This is a genomic window from Clostridium sp. CTA-17 (assembly GCF_054767895.1).
The window spans coordinates 375,129-392,285 of sequence record NZ_BAAABF010000002.1; the positions used below are offsets into that span (position 1 = coordinate 375,129).

Genomic DNA, 17,157 nt, shown 5'->3' on the forward strand with positions numbered 1-17,157 from the left:
ATATAATGTATTGTGAATATATTTAGGGTAAAGGAGGGATTACAATGGATTTTAAAGAGTTTATAAAAAGTGATAGGGAAAAACATAATAAGCAGAAGTTTAAGGGAACATTTATTGATTATTTAGAAATTGTAAAAGATAATCCTGACGTTGCTAAACTTTCTCATAAAAGGATTTATGATCTAATTATGGATAAAGGTTTTGAGATATTAAGACCTGAGGAAAATGCAAAAATTAAAAAAATATATGGTAATGAAAAGATTAAGAAATATAACTTCTTCAAGGAAGATTTTTATGGAATTGATACAGTTGTTATGAAATTAATGAACTATTTTCATTCAGCATCAATGAAGGGAGAGGAAGCAAGACAAGTACTATACTTAGTTGGTCCTGTTGGAGCAGGTAAATCTTCTTTGGTAGAAGCTATAAAAAAAGCCTTAGAAACTGCGCCACCAGTATATGTTTTAGATGGATGTCCAATGCATGAGGAACCTTTACATTTAATACCTAAGCATTTAAGAAAAGAATTTGAAGATATGTTAGGCGTTAAAATCGAGGGAGATTTATGTCCAGTTTGTAAGTATAGATTATTAAATGAATTTGGTGGAGAATATGAAAAGTTTCCAGTTTCAACAAAGAATTTCTCAATTCGTTCTAGAAAAGGAATTGGAGTTGTACCACCAGTAGATCCTAATAATCAAGATACTTCAATTTTAACAGGATCTATTGATATTTCTAAAATGGATATGTATCCAGAGGATGATCCAAGAATATTCTCATTAAACGGTGCATTTAATGTTGGTAATAGAGGATTAGTTGAATTTATTGAGGTATTTAAAAATGATGTGGAATACTTACACACTATAATAACTGCAACTCAAGAAAAATCTATTCCTTCACCAGGTAAGGGGTCAATGATTTATTTTGATGGACTTATAATAGCTCACTCTAATGAAGCTGAGTGGAATAAATTTAAATCTGATCATACTAATGAAGCAATTTTAGATAGAATTGTAAAGATTGAGGTTCCGTATTGTTTAGAACTTAGTGAAGAAATTAAAATTTATGAAAAAATATTAAAGAAATCTAACTTTGATGCTCATATAGCACCTCATACTATAGAAATTGCTTCAATGTTTGCAATATTAACAAGATTACTTCCTTCTATGAAGGTTGATCCAATTACTAAGCTTAAACTTTATAATGGAGAGGAAATTGTTGAAAAGGGAACGACTAAGAGAATTGATGTTTTAGAGTTAAAAGAAGAAGCTGGACCTATGGAAGGTATGAAGGGAATTTCAACAAGATTTATTATAAAAGCAATAGATAATGCGCTATCAAATGCAGAGCATAAATGTATAAACCCATTAAGTGTTATGGAAAGTATAATAAAATCTGTTAAGGATATGGATATATCTCAAGATGATAAGAAGAAGTATTTAGGATATATTCAAGATACTATAAGAAAAGAATATAATAAGATTCTTGAAAAAGAAATTACAAAGGCATTTATTCACTCTTTCCAAGAGCAAGCAGAAAGTTTATTTAATAATTATATAGATAATGCAGAGGCTTATGTAAATAAAACAAAACTTAAAGATTCTGCAACTAGCGAAGAACTAGAGCCAGATGAAGAATTTATGAGAAGCATAGAGGAACAAATAGGAATATCAGAATCTTCTGCTAAGGGCTTTAGAGCTGATGTAACATCATATATGTTCTATATAGTTAGAAGTGGCGGAAAAATGGACTATAGATCTTATGAACCACTAAAAGAAGCCATTGAAAAGAAATTAACAGCTTCAGTTAAGGACTTATCAAGAATAATAACTAAATCTAGAGTAAGAGATAAAGACCAAGATAAGAAGTATAATTCAATGGTAAATCAAATGGAGAAAAACGGTTATTGTCCACACTGTTGTGATGTAATTTTAAAATATGCGGCTAATAACCTATGGAAGGATTAAAATATGGCCATATTTAGAGATCAGGCAGAGAACCATGTGGAACATGATAGATCTATAGAGGATAGAAGACGTCACAGGCAGTTAGTAGAAAAATCTATTAAAGAAAATTTAGGGGATATACTTTCAGAGGAAAGCATAATTGGAGAAACTAAAAATAAAAAATATAAAATTCCTATTAGGGGAATAAAAGAATATCAATTTATTTATGGGGCAAATAATAAAGGCGTGACAACAGGTAATGGAGAGGAAAAACGAGGAGATAGAATAGCTAGTGATAAGAGAAAAGCTATTGGTAATAATAAAGCAGGAAATCAAGAAGGAAAAGATATATATGAAACTGAAATAACCTTAGAGGAAATTATGGATTATATAGTTGAGGATCTTGATTTACCTAACTTAGATAGAAAGAAGTACTCTGAAATAATAGTTGAAAGTGCAGCTAGAAAAAGGGGATATCAAAAATATGGTATAAGACCAAGACTTGCAAAGAAAAAAACTGTTATGTCTAAAATAGCCAGAAAACAAGGAAAAAAAAGAGCATTGCGTGAAATAGGGGAAGAAGCAGAAATAGGTAGATTTCCCTTTAGAGAAGATGATTTAAGATATTATAAAGTAAAAAAACAACCTAAAAAGGAAAGTAATGCTGTAATGATTTTTATAATGGACGTTTCTGGTTCTATGGATAATACTAAAAAATATTTAGCTAGATCCTTTTTCTTTGTTTTATCTAGATTTATAAGAAGAAAATATAATAATATAGCTTTTGAATTCATATCTCATACTACCACGGCTAAGAATGTTAATGAATATGAGTTTTTCCACAAAGGCGAATCTGGAGGAACTTATATATCTTCAGGAATAAATGCTGCCATAGATTTAATAAAAGAAAAGTATAATCCAGGTGTTTGGAATATATATCCTTTCTATGCTTCAGATGGAGATAATTGGAGTGAAGACAATGAAAAAGCTATGCAGGCCGTAAATGAAATTTCAGATTTAAGTAATATGTTTGGATATATAGAGCTTTTACCTTCAACTTATTCTACTACAATGTTCTACAGATTTAAAAAGGAAATAAGTAAGAAAAATTTTGTTTCTGTAACTGTAAAGGAAAAGAAGGATTTATGGAATGCTATAAAATATATGCTATCTGAAGAACTACAGGAAGAGAATAAGGAATGAGAGTTTTAAGATAAGGGGCTTTAAATATGGATTATAATTTAAAAGATTTAGAAGGATGGAACAATAAGATAGAAGAAATAGCAAAAAGTGAAGGACTAGATTATTATCCGCAGGAATATGAAATTATAGGCTATAATGAGATGCTAAGTTATGAAGCATATGTAGGAATGCCTTCTAAATATCCACATTGGAGTTATGGTAAGGCTTATGAAAAGAATAAAACCTTATATTCATTAAATATGACAGGATTACCATATGAGATGGTTATAAATTCTAATCCTTGCCTAGCTTATTTAATGAAGGATAACACTTTATTGCTTCAAATATTAACTATGGCTCATGTATATGGTCATAATGATTTCTTTAAAAATAATAGGTTGTTTAAAGAAGGAACAGATGCAAATAATGCTTTAGAAATGTTTAAGCTAGATGCAGACACTATAAGAGGATATATAAATGATCCAAGTATAGGGTATAGTCAGGTGGAGAGAATATTAGATGCTGCTCATTCAATAAGATATCAAATACCAAGAGTTATAGGTGAAAAGAGAGAATCTCAAGATGAGCAGAGAAAAAGAGTATTAGAGATATTTAATAAGAAAAAAGAAAATAGGGGTATTTTAGACTCTATGGAAGAAATACTTCCTCCTGATATAAGTAAAATTCCACTTAATCCAGATGATGATATCATTCAGTTTATAATAGATTATAGTAATTTGGAAGAGTGGGAAAAAAATATATTGAAAATAGTTAGAAGAGAGAGCTTATACTTTTTACCACAAATAGAAACTAAGATAATGAATGAAGGATGGGCAAGTTATTGGCATTATAATATTTTAAAAAAGCTAAATTTACCACAGGGACTTCATTTAGAATTTTTAAAAAGACATAATGATGTTGTGGCTCCTATTCCTTATGGACTTAATCCCTACTATATAGGTTTTAGAATTTTTCAGGATATAGAAAAAAGGTATGGCAGAGAAAAGATTTTTGAAGTAAGAGCATTAGAAAGAGATACTTCTTTTATAAGAAAGTATTTAACTAGGGAGCTTTGTGAGGAACTCAATTTATTCCAGTATGTTAAAAAGGGTTTTGATTATGTGGTAGAGGAAGTTTCTGATGATTTAGGGTGGAAGAGTATTAGGAATCTTATTGCTGAAGAATGTGGCGTAAGTTCTATTCCACACATTAGGGTTAGAGAGTTAAATAAAAAAGATATGACATTAAATTTAGAACATGTTTTTGATGGAAGAGAATTAGAGGCTAACTATGCGAAGAAAACTTTAAAGTATATAAATATTTTATGGGGAAGAAAAGTAACTTTAAGCAGTAAAGGAAAAGATGGTTCAGATATATTATTTATGTGTGATGAATAGGAAAAAACTTTCATATTATATAATATAAATAATATAAAATATGGAGTTAATATGAAAAGTTTAAAAGGATCTCAGACTGAAAAAAATCTTTACAAGACCTTTGCAGGAGAATGTCGTGCTAGAACAAAATATAATTTGTTTGCTGAAGAGGCAAGAGAGGAAGAACAACATTGGATAGCAGATATCTTTGATGAAACTGCTAAGAATGAATATGCTCATGCTAGAGAAGTTTTTAGAAGATTTTTAGGTAATGTAGGAGACATAGCAGATAACCTTATGGTAGCAGCGATGGGGGAAAGTGATGAATTTAAAGAAATATATAAAGAGTTTGAAAAAACAGCACGTAGTGAAGGCTATGAGGAAATAGCAGACTTTTTTAAGGAGCTTAGAGAGGTAGAGGAATCTCATAATGAAAGATATATGAAGTTTTATGATAAGGTTAAATCAAAAAGTTTATATTCATCAAAAGAACCTGTGAAATGGGTATGTACAAATTGTGGATATATCCATGAAGGAAAAGAAGCTCCAATGAATTGTCCTTTATGTAGATTCCCTCAAGGATACTTTAGACTTTTGAATGAATGTTAGTATTAAAGAGGAGACTTTTAAATGGGACAAATTGAGATTTTTAGAAAACATTTTAAAGAGGTCAATGATTTAAGTTCTGTTTTAAGCAGTTATGCTAATACTTATAGACTTTTAGTTGGAGCTGCTGGGGAATTAAATACTATAGCTAAAGTTAGAAAGAGAGATTTAGATGATGCCTTAGATAGAGTTGATGAAATGGGAAAAATAATAGATTCTATTTTAGAGGTTATTAAGGAAAATGAAGAGGCTTATATTAAGTATATAAAACTTAAATCTAAATTTATAATGGAAAAAGCCTCAAAGGATGTAATTTTAACTGAAGTTGAACAAGACTTGCTTTTTGAAAACTCTAGTAGAGAGGAAGAAGAATAAATAATAAAAAAAGCCTATTAAAGAAAATTCTTTAATAGGCTTTTTTTAAAATTTCTTTAATTGTAAATTACTAACCATTAAGTAAGAGAATACAACTAAAATTACTACTGGGAATAAAATATTTAAAGTAAACTTTATTGATAATAAAATAAATAAAGCAACAACAGCTCCAGCAATAGTTATAGGTACTCCTCTAAATACACCGTCAAATTCAGTTGCATTGTATCTAGCTAATCTGAAAGCTCCACAAATAGGGAAGCAAAGTAATAATGCATAACCTATAATGCCCATAGGGCCTAAAGATTCAAAGTTATAAAATACAAAAGTTAGTACTGATGGTGCAACACCAAATGATACTAAATCAGCTAAGGAATCTAGTTCCTTACCAAGATCACTAGAAACATTTAAATAACGAGCAACTCTTCCATCATATCTATCAACTAAGCCAGCCATAATTATAAATATTGCAGCTAGTAGATAGTCTGATTTAAAGGTTGCTAATAATGATAATATACCAAAAGATAGGTTTATAAAAGTAAATATATTTGGTATACTACTTTTTCTCATATAATCACTCCTAATAAAAATATTAACAATAATAAAATTATATTAATGTATATCCAAAAATTAAATATATCTTAGAACAAAATAATTTTGGACTAATTGTGAATAAATAGTTAAAACATAGATATTATTGCATAATTTTTAGTATAAGTCAAAATGTAATTACTTATACCATATTATCGACAATAGGATTAACAAATGATATAATTTTATAATATTGCAGGGTTTGTATAATATATTAAAAATGATACCATTAATTGAAAGAAATATCAATTTAATTTATTTATAGGAAGTAATTAAAAGTGGAGGGTAAAACATTGAAGAAAGTAAGATTTATATATAACCCATATTCGGGAGAGAATGCTATTTTAAAGGAACTTGATAAGATAATAACTATGCATCAAGATAAGGGATATACTATAGTTCCATATAGAATTCAAAGAGGAGTAGATGTAATAAATGCTCTAGATATAGTAGATTCTACTTATGAATATATACTGATTGCAGGTGGAGATGGAACTATAGACACTGTTGTAAATGCTATGAAGAAAAGAGGAATAGAAATTCCAATAGGAATTATTCCTGTAGGAACAGCAAATGACTTTGCAAAACATTTAGGTATGCCTCAAGATGCAGGAGCATGTGTTGAACAAATATTAGATTCTTATGCCGTTGGAGTAGACCTAGGTAAGGTAAATGATAATTACTTTGTAAATGTATTATCTACAGGATTATTTACAGATGTATCTCAAAAAACAGATACAAATTTAAAAAATACAATAGGTAAATTAGCATATTATTTAAAAGGATTAGAAGAATTACCTAATTTTAGAAAGCTAGATGTTAAAATCACTGCTAATGGTCAAGTGTTTAATGAGCCTATATATTTAATGCTTGTTTTTAACGGTCAAACAGCAGGAAACTTTAAATTAGCAACTAAGGCTAAGGTTCAGGATGGACTTTTAGATATAGTTATATTTAAAGCTTGTCATATTCCAGAATTAATACCTATGTTTATAAAGGTATTAAAGGGAGAACATTTAGAGGATTCTAGAATTGAGTATATAAGAACAGATGAGCTTCTTATAGAATCTAATGAGGAAATAGTTACAGATATAGATGGAGAAAGAGGTCCAGACTTCCCATTAAGAGTTCAATGTATTAAAGATGGAATACAAGTTTTAGGAATAAATAAGTAATATAAATAATAACTTATAGTAATGAGATTTAATATGTAAACAAGATAGGTGAGAAATAAATTAGGAGGAATTATGAATCAAACATTTATTTATTACACAATATTGTTTCTTATAATTTTTATTACTATAAGTAATTTAGTAGAAAATTATAGGTATTCACCTAAAAAAATAAAAAATATAATAGGTATAGTTTTTTTATTACAAATTATAAGAGTTATATCCTTAATAGCACTAGCTTTAGTAAGTGATCAAAGGTATATAAGTTTATTTAAATATGTAGGTTTCTTAGATATAATATATATTCCTTTAATGGCATTAGTAGCATTTTATATTTTACTTAGAAGTGATAAGATGAAATTTCAGTTTTTTAAATTTGCTCCTATAATATTAATAGGATTTTATATTGGAGTTATAACTATTTTTAAACCTTTTTTTAAGATGTCTTGGGAATATGGTTATGTAATTACAACGGAAAGACAAATTTTACTTAAATCCATATATATTCTTTTATTGATAGCTATATTAAGCTCTTTAATACTTTTTAAAAAGGAAAAACATTCTGATAAAAAAGGAATACTATTTTTAGGAGTAACCTTAGCTTTTATAATAATAGAAAACTCTTTGGAATTATTAGGAATTAAGTTTTTAAATGGTGCTATAATTAGTGAGCTAATATTATGTATTTTAGGTTTTTATATAGTTTTAACTTTTAAGAAAAATAGAATTTCTATAAAGGACTGTATCAAGAGTTAATAATAAAACTTATAAACATATTCTGAGAATTACTAGATTTTAAGTGAAAGTTCAAAATCTAGTAATTCTCTTTATACTGTTTATAAGTTTTGTTAAAGTAATTTTGATACATTCCCTTATTTTTTGAAGTAATAGTAGACTAAAAATAAAATTTAAAAAGTTAAGTGGATTAAATCCAAAACTCTTTTGAAGGTATATCCTCTAATATTTTTCCAGAATCTAATTTTATAATTCTTGAAGAGACTTCTTTGGCAAATTCCATATCATGAGTTATTATTAACACTCCAATATTTTCAGTAGATAAGGATTTTATAATATTAGAAACATCCTTAGTTAAGGATGGGTCTAATGCGGAGGTAGGCTCATCAAAACATATATATTTAGGATTTAACATTAAAGCTCTTGCAATGGCAACTCTTTGTTTTTGCCCACCTGATAGTTCACAAGGGTAAGATTTAGCTTTATCCTCTAAAGAAAGTTTAGAAAGAGTTTGTAATGCTTTTTTAGTAGCCTCTTCTAGAGAGAGATTTAGAGTGTGCATTGGAGCTAAAATTAAGTTTTCTAAAATATTCATATGAGGAAAAAGGTTGAATGTTTGAAATACTAAGCCTATTTTTTTGTGAATTTCCTTTTGTACTTTGGAATCTGCATATATTCCCTTCTCGCAAATTTTTATAGAATCTAAGGTTATATCTCCAAAGTCACAGGTTTCAAGTCCATTTAAAATTCTAAGTATTGTTGTTTTACCAGCTCCAGAGGGGCCGAGTAAGGTTAATATTTCTCCTTCCTTAAGAGTGAAGGAGATGTTTTCTAATATTTTATTACCCTTAAAGGATTTCTCTAAGTTTTTTATTTCTATCATTTTTAATCCTCCTAATTATAATATAAATATTTTTTCTCTAATCTATTAAATATTTTAGTTAGAACTGCTATTAATAGTAGATATATTATGCCTATTAAAAATAATGGAAGAAGAGAAGCGTCTCTGTTACTTGCAATTTTACCAGCTCTTAAAAGCTCACCTATGCCAACTACATAAACTAAGGATGTATCTTTAACTAAAGTGATAACTTCATTGGCAATTGAAGGCAAAGTCTTTTTAAATGATTGAGGAAGAATTATCTTTTTAAAGGTAAACCATTTTGAAAGACCTAAAATTTTGCTTGCTTCAAATTGTCCTCTATCAATATCTTTTATACCAGATCTAAATATTTCGCCAAAATAAGCTGCATAATTTAAAGTAAAAGCTATTATGGCTGCTGGGAATCTATCTATGCTAATCCCTATTATTGGTAGTCCGAAAAATATAAATATTAATTGTAATAATAGAGGGGTTCCACGCATAACCCAAACATATAAAGATGATATAAAGTTTACTATTTTAATATTTGATAATCTAAGTATTGCAACTATTATTCCTAAAGGAACAGATAGAATTAGTGTTAATATAAAAACACCTAATGTATTTTTTAAGCCTTCTATTATTGATGGCATTAAAGTAATAATATAATTCAAAGTTAATACCTCCTTATTGCTCTAAATCTTTTCCAAACCATTTATTAGATATTTTAGCTATAGTTCCATCCTCTTTCATATCTTCTAAAGTTTTATTTAATGGTTCCATTAAATTAGAATTTTTTCTAAGTCCTATGCTATAACTTTCTTTCCCTAAATCTTCAGTAAGAACATGAAATTTACTAGGATCATTTTTTGAAATATAATATTGAGCAAGAATTTCATCACAAACAACTGCGTCACTTCTTCCAGCTTCTAAATCCATAAAGCAATCATTAAAGCTATCAAAAAGTACAGGCTCTTCATTTTTAAAGGATTTAGTTAGTTTTGGTCTTTCAAATAGAGTGTCAAGAGAGCTAGAACCATCTTGAGTAGTTACAGTTTTTCCTTTTAAATCATTTAAAGTATTTATCTTAGAGTTAGAAAGTGTAACTATAACTTGTCTATTTTTCAAGTATGAATTTGTAAATGCAACTTTTTTTTCTCTTTCAGGTGTCATAGTATATCCATTCCAAATTAAATCTATATTTCCATTAGTAAGTTCAGTTTCTTTCATTGACCAATCTATTGGTTGGAATATAACTTTTAAATTCATACGTTTAAAAGCTTCTTTTGCTAAATCAACATCAAAACCAACTATTTCACCTTTTTCATTTTTAAAACCCATAGGAACAAAAGTGTCATCTATTCCTATAATCACTGTATTACTATCCTTTTTAGTTTCTAATTTCTTTGAGGAACAACCAAATATAAGAATAGAGGGAATTACTATACTAATTAATAAAAATAATAACTTTTTCATATCTTTCTCCTTTCGATTTATTACACTAATACTTTAACATGATGAAGTATTGAAGTCAAATAGAAAATAAAATAATTTTATTTAAATATTGACAAAACGTTGCATTTTAGAGTTTATATAATATAATAAATTAGAGAGTTATGTAATTTTTTATTTATAGGTGGTGAAACTAAATGGAAGATAGCCCTCGAGAAGATAGGTGCAATTTAAAATTAAATATTATAAGAAAAGAGGGAAGTGATTTTCTAGATTAGATTAAACTTATAATATACTTCTCCTTTTCTTAAAAATCAAATTTAATTTTAAAAATTTTTTTAAAATTAAAAAAGGAGGAGAGCTGGATGAACAAATTAACAATGTTTTTATACAGTAACATAATCAATAAGAAGATATATGATGAATTCAATGAAGTCCTAGGAGTTTTAAAGGATGTTTATGTAACTACAGAGGATGGTTATCCAAGAATTATAGGATATAAAGTAAAGAGAGATGGAGTCATATTTGATTATGAGTTTAAAAATATAGATTTTTATCAAAGAGATAATGGAAAATTTAAAATACAAATAAGAGGTAGTAGAGAGATATTACCAAGAAATTATAGTTATCTTTTATCTCAAAATTTATTAGATAGAAAGATAGTAGATATAAATGGAAAGAAAGTAGTTAAGGTTGATGATTTAAGAATAGTAAAAATAGCAGGTGAGTTTAGAGTAATAGCTGTTGAAACAGGAAAGATAGTAAAGTTTAGACGCAATGGATTAGAGGGACTAGGAAAATTATTAGCTAGAGTTTTTAAAGAAAAGTTTCAAGAAAAAGTTATTATGTGGGAAGATGTTGAGTCTTTAGAAATGATTAATGATAACTTAAAGTTAGCTATTCCATATAAAAAGCTTCAAAAATTACATCCAGCTGATTTAGCAGATATACTTGAAGAACTTGATGCCATAAACAGAAAAAAAGTCTTCGATAGCTTAGATGAAGATTTAGCTGCAGATACCTTAGAAGAAATAGAACCAGAAGTACAGAGCAGTATAATAAAGGGACTTTCTCATTCTAAAACTGCAGAGCTTTTTGAAAATATTCCAAATGACGAAATAGCAGATATTATAGATGAACTAGATGAGGAAGAAAGAGAAAAAGTATTAATTGCCTTAGAAAATGAAGACGCAGAAGAAGTTAAAGAACTTATGGGATATTCAGATGAATCCGTAGGTAGTATAATGAACAAGGATTTTATATCTTTTAATTTAGATCTTACTGTAAAAGAGACAATAGAACTTTTAAGAGAATTAGATGCAGATGAAGAAGTTATGTATTATGTTTATATAACTGATGAAGAAGATAGATTAAATGGAGTTGTAACTTTAAGAGATTTAATAATGAATGAAGAAAATAAGAGACTTAAGGAGATTATGCACACATCTTCCATAAGTGTTAATATAGATAGTACTATAGAGGATGCAATAGAAAAATCAACAAAATATGATTTAATATCTATTCCTGTTGTGGACTATGAAGAAAAATTAGTGGGGATGGTTCTTATTCATGATATAGTTGATGAATTAATTCCTAATAACTTAAAAAGAAAATTTAAGAAAAAGTACACAGATTAGTTGACAAATTTTAATAAAAGAATATAATAAAGTATATAATTCATATCAAAATAGTCGGATAAATGTTGTGATAAAGTAAAGTATTATAAGGATAGGTCACAGAGAGAAAGTGGTGCTGGAAATCTTTCACCAAAGCTTTATAAGAAGTGCGCTTTTGAACAGAAATTTCGAAAAGTTAGCAGTAGAAATTTTCGAGTATCACCCGTTAACGTGATAGAGTATTTATAGTACTTGATTAAGTGAGGTCTTTACCTAATTAGAGTGGAACCACGGAGTAAAAAGCTTCGTCTCTAAATAGTGTAAGGCCTTTTTATTATATTTTTAAGGAGGAAATTTATATGGTTTTTAACAGTCTTTTAAGTTTAATAGGAAACACACCAATATTAAAAGCAAATAATTTATTTGAAGGGAACAATGTATTTGTTAAGCTTGAAAAATTTAATCCAGGAGGAAGTATAAAAGATAGAGCAGCTTTAGGTATGATAGAAGAAGCTGAAAAAAATGGATTATTAAAAGAAAATGGAGTTATAGTAGAACCAACTAGTGGAAATACAGGAATTGCCATAGCTATGATTGGTAAAATTAAGGGATATAAAGTTATTATAACTATGCCTGAAACAATGAGTAAAGAAAGAAGAGATATGATCAAAGCTTATGGAGCAGAGATAATTTTAACTGAAGGTAGCAAAGGAATGAAAGGAGCTATTGAAGAAGCTGAGAGATTAGCTAGTACAAAAGGATATTTCATGCCTCAGCAGTTTTTAAATGAAGCTAATGCTAAAAAACATTATGAAACTACTGCGGAAGAAATAATAAGAGATTTGCCAGACTTAGATGTATTTATTGCAGGAGTAGGAACAGGTGGAACTATTACAGGAGTAGGAAGAAAATTAAAGGAATACAATCCTAATATAAAAATAGTTGCTGTAGAACCTAGTGATTCAGCCGTATTATCAGGAGAAAATTCTGGTCCTCATAAAATTCAAGGAATAGGTGCTGGATTCGTACCAAAGATATATGATTCATCAGTAGTTGATGAAATAATAAAGGTTAAAAATGAAGATGCATACACTATGGCAAAAAGCTTTGCTGATAAAGAAGGTGTTTTAGTAGGTATATCTTCTGGAGCGGCACTTCAAGGTGCAAAGGATATTTTAGAAAATATAGCAAAAGATAAAAAAGTGTTAGTTATAGCACCTGATGGAGGAGAAAAATATTTTTCAACAGGGCTATATGAGTAATTTGTAGGAGTGAAAATTTTGTTCAGAAATTTAAAATATGATATAGAAAATGTTATGAAAAATGATCCGGCGGCTAGAACAAAACTAGAGGTTTTATTGCTTTATCAAAGCATACATGTTTTGATATTTTATAGAATAGCACATGGACTATATAAGATAAAATTATTTTTTCTAGCACGATTAATTTCTCAGTTAGGAAGATTTTTTACAGGTATAGAAATTCATCCAGGGGCAAAAATAGGAAAAGGACTTTTTATAGATCATGGAATGGGTGTTGTAATAGGGGAAACTGCAGAAATAGGAGATAATGTAACTATATATCATGGAGTTACTCTTGGAGGAACTGGAAAGGACAAGGGTAAAAGACATCCAACTGTGGGAAATAATGTTATTATTGGATGTGGAGCTAAAATTTTAGGACCTATAAGTATAGGAGATGGAGCAAAAATAGGAGCAAACTCTGTAGTATTAAAGGATGTTCCAAAGGGAAAAACCGCTGTTGGAATTCCAGCAGTTATTAAAAATTAATTTATAAATATGCCAATTTTTATTATTTGGTTTATAATAAGACTATATATAAATTTTATTAGTTAGAGAAAAATTAAAACCATATGTTTTTACATTTACTAACTAAAAATTTAATATAGTCTTTTTTAGTTTGAGGTGATAATTTTTGAAGGAAAAGATTTTAGAGTTTTGTAAATCTTTAGGATTAGACACTGTGGGATTTGTAAAGTGTAGAAGATTTTCAGAACTTGAAGAGGTGTACAGTATAAGAAAAGATAAAGGATTTGAAAATGAGTTTGAGGAACAGGATATAGAGAAAAGAGTAAATCCTAATGTGTACATGGAGGAAGGAAAGACCATAATAACAATTGCTTTTCCTTATTTATATGATGAAGACTATGTTGATAATGGATTTTCAGTTTATACTAGAGGAATGGACTATCATTATGTTGTTTCTAATTTTCTTAAGAAGATAAGCGAATATATAGAGTCTTTAGGGGGAAAGGCAATTTCTTTAGTTGATAGTAATTCCTTACCTGAAAGATATATTGCATACTTAGGAAATATAGGATTCATAGGAAAAAACAATATGTTAATTACTAAGAAGTATGGTTCCTATGTGTTTTTAGGAGAAATAATTACGGATTTAGAAATTCAGTGTGAAGAAGAAAGAACTTTAGAAGAATTAAGAACTTACAAAGAATGTGGTGATTGTGAAATATGCTATAAAAATTGCCCAACTAAGGTTTTAAATAGAAGTAAAATGAAAAATACTAATTCATGTATGTCTTATATAACTCAAAAAAAAGATATAGAAGATAAATATTTAAAGCTTATGAAGGGAAGAATATTTGGATGTGATAGCTGTCAAAAAGAGTGTCCATATAATAAGGAAATAACTTATACAAATATAGAGGATTTTAAACCACTTGATTTTATGCAAAAGAATTCTTTTGAAGATTTTCATAAAATAAGCAAAAAAGAATTTAATGAAACTTTTAAAAAGACTTCTTGTGGATGGAGAGGCAAAAATACAATTTTAAGAAATATAATGATTAAAAAGGTCTTAATTAATAAGGAAGATATATCAAACTATCAATTAAATTCTGAAAGTCTCAAAAATTTTAAAAATAGACTTTTAAATTTTTATGATGTATAATAATATATTGTTAAAATTTGATACAGGAGGTAAAGTTATGTTTACTCGTATAGGAGCTAATATATTAGTTAGATTACCGGATAGTATTTTTAGACCAATAGCAGGAACTTTAATCGGTGGATGTTTAAATAAATATGCTGACTTGAAAGTTGAGGGACTTGATAAAATAAAAAAGGAAGAAGGTCCATTTATATTTATAGGAAATCATTTAAGTAATGCAGATGGGCTAGTTCTAGATAAGGTTTTACAAAAGGAATATGATCCATATTTTATTGCTGGAGTAAAGCTAAATGATGAGGCTTTAACTAACATAGGTACAAGATTAGTTAAAAATATAAAAATAAAACCTAATTCAGCAGATAGAGAATCCTTAAATAAAATAGTTAAGGCTGTTAAGGGTGGAGAAAATATAGTTATTTTCCCTGAAGGAACAAGAAGTAGAAATGCAAAAATGATAGAAGCTAAAAAGGGAATTATACTTATAGCAAGATTAACAAAGGCTAAAATAGTACCTTTTGGAATGACTGGAACTGAAAAGCTTATGCCAATAAATGATGAAAATATGGGAGCAGAAAAGTTTCATCATTCAAAGGTTAACATAAAGTTTGGAACTCCTATAGAACTTCCAAAAAAAGAAAAAGATGAAGGAAAGCATGAGTATGAAGAAAGGTCTTTAAATTACCTTATGAAAAATATAGCCAATCTTTTACCAGAAGATTATAGAGGGGTATATAAGGATTAGGGGGATATACTATGAAAAAGAGAACTAAAGAGGTATTAGAAATATTAAAAGAAGAGTATCCAGATGCTAAATGTGAGTTAAATTATGAAACTCCCTTTCAACTTTTAGTTGCCACTATTTTATCAGCACAGACTACGGATAAAAAGGTTAATGAGGTTACTAAAGGGCTTTTTAAAGACTATCCAGATGTAGATGCCTTTTTAACTATAAGTCAAGAGGAACTAGAGGATAGAATAAAGCAAATAGGACTTTATAGAAATAAAGCTAAAAATTTAATTATGATGGTTCATCAATTAAAAGAAAATTTTGGTGGAGAAGTTCCTAAAACTATGGAAGGAATAACTTCCTTAGCTGGAGCCGGAAGAAAAACTGCTAATGTGGTTTTATCAAATGCTTTTGGAGTTCCATCTATTGCAGTAGATACTCATGTATTTAGAGTTTCAAATAGAATTGGGTTAGCACATTCAGATAATGTACTTGAAACTGAAAAACAACTTCAAAAAGAATTACCTAAAAAAGAATGGTCTTTAGCTCATCATCTTTTAATTTTTCACGGGAGAAGATGTTGTATAGCTAGAAAGCCTAAATGTGATATATGTAAGATAAATAGATATTGTGATTATTTTAAAAATAATAGATAAAAAGCTACACAAAATAGTGTAGCTTTTTTTACTTATTAGCTTCCTTTTTGTTATATAAAAATATAGAAAAAGAAGCTAATAGAATTAAGGCATATCCTATTAAGGAGATTTTATCTGGTATATCTCCAAATAATACAAAGCCTATTAAGGCAGTGAAAATAACTTGAGTATAGTCATAAATTGAAATATCTCTTGCTGGAGCATATCTATAAGCCGCTGTTAATGCAAATTGAGCACAAGAAGCTGCCACACCTGCAAGAATTAAAAATACAAATTGTTCTAAGCTAAAGGTTTCAAATTGAAATAACATAATAGGAAAAGTAGTTACTATTGAGAAGAAAGAAAAGAAGAAAACAATAGTAGCTCCTTTTTCTTTACCACCTAAGTATCTAACAAATGTATATGCGCCTCCAGCAAAGGCTGCTGAACAAAGTCCAATTATAGCAGGAATAAAGTTACTTGCTAAATTTCCAGAAGGTCTAACTATAAATAAAACTCCAGAGAATGCAGCTAAAAGACATATTATATGAATTGGTTTTAATTTTTCTTTCAGGAATAAATAAGAAAATATAATAACAAAAAATGGACTTAATTTATTAAGAATAGTAGCATCTGATAATATTAATCTATCAATTGCATAGTAATTAGCCCAAATTCCTAAGGTTCCTAAAGCAGAACGCCCTATAAGAGCAAGTCTATTCTCCTTGTGTCCAAAAAGTAAGGCATTATCTTTTTTTACTAAATAAAATGCCACGAAACAACTAACTAAGTTTCTAAAAAAACTTTTTTCTATTGATGGTAAATCACCGGATAATTTTACAAATGTACTCATAAGAGCAAAACTAAGTGCTGATATGGTTATTAAAACTATACCTTTTGTTTTATTATTCATTTAATCCTCCTATTAAATTTTTGAATTTTTTATAATAACATTTT

The 17,157-nt window shown here is 28.3% G+C and carries 18 protein-coding genes and 1 other annotated feature; of the genes, 13 read left to right on the forward strand and 5 right to left on the reverse strand.

What is annotated here, in order from left to right; all coding sequences use genetic code 11:
• The first annotated feature begins 44 nt into the window (after positions 1–44).
• From ACYUCG_RS06075 to ACYUCG_RS06095, 5 genes are read left to right on the forward strand one after another with little or no spacing between them, the layout of a single operon-like run.
• Positions 45–1,967: a PrkA family serine protein kinase gene (locus ACYUCG_RS06075; protein WP_060794309.1), complete on the forward strand. Its 1,923-nt coding sequence runs from the start codon at positions 45–47 to the stop codon at positions 1,965–1,967.
• 3 nt (positions 1,968–1,970) lie between these two features.
• Positions 1,971–3,149 (forward strand): sporulation protein YhbH, encoded by a 1,179-nt coding sequence (gene yhbH / locus ACYUCG_RS06080; RefSeq protein WP_283704503.1) that lies wholly within the window; start codon positions 1,971–1,973, stop codon positions 3,147–3,149.
• A 26-nt stretch (positions 3,150–3,175) separates the two neighbouring features.
• Positions 3,176–4,525 (forward strand): SpoVR family protein, encoded by a 1,350-nt coding sequence (locus ACYUCG_RS06085; RefSeq protein ID WP_139933433.1) that lies wholly within the window; start codon positions 3,176–3,178, stop codon positions 4,523–4,525.
• Between the two features lie 51 nt (positions 4,526–4,576).
• Positions 4,577–5,113, forward strand: a complete 537-nt coding sequence (locus ACYUCG_RS06090) for a rubrerythrin family protein (protein ID WP_139933432.1) — start codon at positions 4,577–4,579, stop codon at positions 5,111–5,113.
• Between the two features lie 21 nt (positions 5,114–5,134).
• Complete coding sequence (locus tag ACYUCG_RS06095; protein WP_060794306.1) at positions 5,135–5,485, forward strand: hypothetical protein; 351 nt, start codon at positions 5,135–5,137, stop codon at positions 5,483–5,485.
• A gap of 45 nt (positions 5,486–5,530) precedes the next feature.
• Here the strand turns inward: ACYUCG_RS06095 and pssA are convergent, their stop codons facing one another.
• Positions 5,531–6,052 carry a CDP-diacylglycerol--serine O-phosphatidyltransferase gene (gene pssA / locus ACYUCG_RS06100; protein ID WP_060794305.1) on the reverse strand — a complete coding sequence of 174 codons (522 nt, stop codon included), beginning with the start codon at positions 6,050–6,052 and terminating at the stop codon, positions 5,531–5,533.
• Between the two features lie 314 nt (positions 6,053–6,366).
• Here pssA and ACYUCG_RS06105 point away from each other — a divergent pair, with 314 nt between their 5' ends.
• Both ACYUCG_RS06105 and ACYUCG_RS06110 read left to right on the forward strand, forming a co-directional pair.
• A complete protein-coding gene (locus ACYUCG_RS06105) occupies positions 6,367–7,248 on the forward strand; it encodes a YegS/Rv2252/BmrU family lipid kinase (RefSeq protein WP_139933430.1) in 882 nt (293 codons plus the stop codon).
• A 72-nt stretch (positions 7,249–7,320) separates the two neighbouring features.
• Complete coding sequence (locus tag ACYUCG_RS06110; RefSeq protein ID WP_415319276.1) at positions 7,321–8,001, forward strand: hypothetical protein; 681 nt, start codon at positions 7,321–7,323, stop codon at positions 7,999–8,001.
• Positions 8,002–8,170: 169 nt separating this feature from the next.
• Here ACYUCG_RS06110 and ACYUCG_RS06115 read toward each other — a convergent pair whose 3' ends face one another.
• Genes ACYUCG_RS06115 through ACYUCG_RS06125 form a run of 3 tightly spaced genes read right to left on the reverse strand, consistent with a single transcriptional unit; the run spans position 8,171 to position 10,318 of the window.
• Complete coding sequence (locus ACYUCG_RS06115; protein ID WP_460268299.1) at positions 8,171–8,863, reverse strand: amino acid ABC transporter ATP-binding protein; 693 nt, start codon at positions 8,861–8,863, stop codon at positions 8,171–8,173.
• Between the two features lie 11 nt (positions 8,864–8,874).
• On the reverse strand, positions 8,875–9,516 hold the full coding sequence (locus tag ACYUCG_RS06120) for an amino acid ABC transporter permease (protein WP_460268300.1): 642 nt from the start codon (positions 9,514–9,516) through the stop codon (positions 8,875–8,877).
• A gap of 13 nt (positions 9,517–9,529) precedes the next feature.
• Positions 9,530–10,318 (reverse strand): amino acid ABC transporter substrate-binding protein, encoded by a 789-nt coding sequence (locus ACYUCG_RS06125; protein ID WP_460268301.1) that lies wholly within the window; start codon positions 10,316–10,318, stop codon positions 9,530–9,532.
• 341 nt (positions 10,319–10,659) lie between these two features.
• On the opposite strand from ACYUCG_RS06125, the gene ACYUCG_RS06130 reads away from it, so the two are divergent.
• The 6 genes from ACYUCG_RS06130 (at position 10,660) to nth (ending at position 16,221) form a co-directional block, all read left to right on the forward strand.
• Positions 10,660–11,931, forward strand: a complete 1,272-nt coding sequence (locus tag ACYUCG_RS06130) for a magnesium transporter (protein WP_060796349.1) — start codon at positions 10,660–10,662, stop codon at positions 11,929–11,931.
• A 58-nt stretch (positions 11,932–11,989) separates the two neighbouring features.
• Positions 11,990–12,226: a binding site (T-box leader), on the forward strand.
• Positions 12,227–12,269: 43 nt separating this feature from the next.
• Entirely contained in the window at positions 12,270–13,172 is a 903-nt protein-coding gene (cysK, locus tag ACYUCG_RS06135) for a cysteine synthase A (RefSeq protein ID WP_060796348.1), read from the forward strand.
• Positions 13,173–13,190: 18 nt separating this feature from the next.
• Entirely contained in the window at positions 13,191–13,700 is a 510-nt protein-coding gene (gene epsC, locus ACYUCG_RS06140) for a serine O-acetyltransferase EpsC (protein WP_081092184.1), read from the forward strand.
• A 145-nt stretch (positions 13,701–13,845) separates the two neighbouring features.
• On the forward strand, positions 13,846–14,838 hold the full coding sequence (gene queG / locus ACYUCG_RS06145; RefSeq protein WP_460268302.1) for a tRNA epoxyqueuosine(34) reductase QueG: 993 nt from the start codon (positions 13,846–13,848) through the stop codon (positions 14,836–14,838).
• A gap of 37 nt (positions 14,839–14,875) precedes the next feature.
• On the forward strand, positions 14,876–15,580 hold the full coding sequence (locus tag ACYUCG_RS06150) for a lysophospholipid acyltransferase family protein (RefSeq protein WP_060796346.1): 705 nt from the start codon (positions 14,876–14,878) through the stop codon (positions 15,578–15,580).
• An 11-nt stretch (positions 15,581–15,591) separates the two neighbouring features.
• The gene (gene nth / locus ACYUCG_RS06155; protein ID WP_060796345.1) at positions 15,592–16,221 is read left to right on the forward strand and encodes an endonuclease III; all 630 of its coding nucleotides are present in this window, start codon (positions 15,592–15,594) and stop codon (positions 16,219–16,221) included.
• Positions 16,222–16,249: 28 nt separating this feature from the next.
• Here nth and ACYUCG_RS06160 read toward each other — a convergent pair whose 3' ends face one another.
• On the reverse strand, positions 16,250–17,113 hold the full coding sequence (locus tag ACYUCG_RS06160; protein WP_240298322.1) for a DMT family transporter: 864 nt from the start codon (positions 17,111–17,113) through the stop codon (positions 16,250–16,252).
• Between the last annotated feature and the right edge of the window lie 44 nt (positions 17,114–17,157).

Coding starts and splice junctions, on each gene's coding strand:
- ACYUCG_RS06075 (WP_060794309.1), top strand. CDS start 45: ATGGATTTTAAAGAGTTTATAAAAAGTGATAGGGAAAAACATAATAAG.
- yhbH (WP_283704503.1), top strand. CDS start 1,971: ATGGCCATATTTAGAGATCAGGCAGAGAACCATGTGGAACATGATAGA.
- ACYUCG_RS06085 (WP_139933433.1), top strand. CDS start 3,176: ATGGATTATAATTTAAAAGATTTAGAAGGATGGAACAATAAGATAGAA.
- ACYUCG_RS06090 (WP_139933432.1), top strand. CDS start 4,577: ATGAAAAGTTTAAAAGGATCTCAGACTGAAAAAAATCTTTACAAGACC.
- ACYUCG_RS06095 (WP_060794306.1), top strand. CDS start 5,135: ATGGGACAAATTGAGATTTTTAGAAAACATTTTAAAGAGGTCAATGAT.
- pssA (WP_060794305.1), bottom strand. CDS start 6,052: ATGAGAAAAAGTAGTATACCAAATATATTTACTTTTATAAACCTATCT.
- ACYUCG_RS06110 (WP_415319276.1), top strand. CDS start 7,321: ATGAATCAAACATTTATTTATTACACAATATTGTTTCTTATAATTTTT.
- ACYUCG_RS06115 (WP_460268299.1), bottom strand. CDS start 8,863: ATGATAGAAATAAAAAACTTAGAGAAATCCTTTAAGGGTAATAAAATA.
- ACYUCG_RS06125 (WP_460268301.1), bottom strand. CDS start 10,318: ATGAAAAAGTTATTATTTTTATTAATTAGTATAGTAATTCCCTCTATT.
- ACYUCG_RS06130 (WP_060796349.1), top strand. CDS start 10,660: ATGAACAAATTAACAATGTTTTTATACAGTAACATAATCAATAAGAAG.
- cysK (WP_060796348.1), top strand. CDS start 12,270: ATGGTTTTTAACAGTCTTTTAAGTTTAATAGGAAACACACCAATATTA.
- ACYUCG_RS06150 (WP_060796346.1), top strand. CDS start 14,876: ATGTTTACTCGTATAGGAGCTAATATATTAGTTAGATTACCGGATAGT.
- nth (WP_060796345.1), top strand. CDS start 15,592: ATGAAAAAGAGAACTAAAGAGGTATTAGAAATATTAAAAGAAGAGTAT.
- ACYUCG_RS06160 (WP_240298322.1), bottom strand. CDS start 17,113: ATGAATAATAAAACAAAAGGTATAGTTTTAATAACCATATCAGCACTT.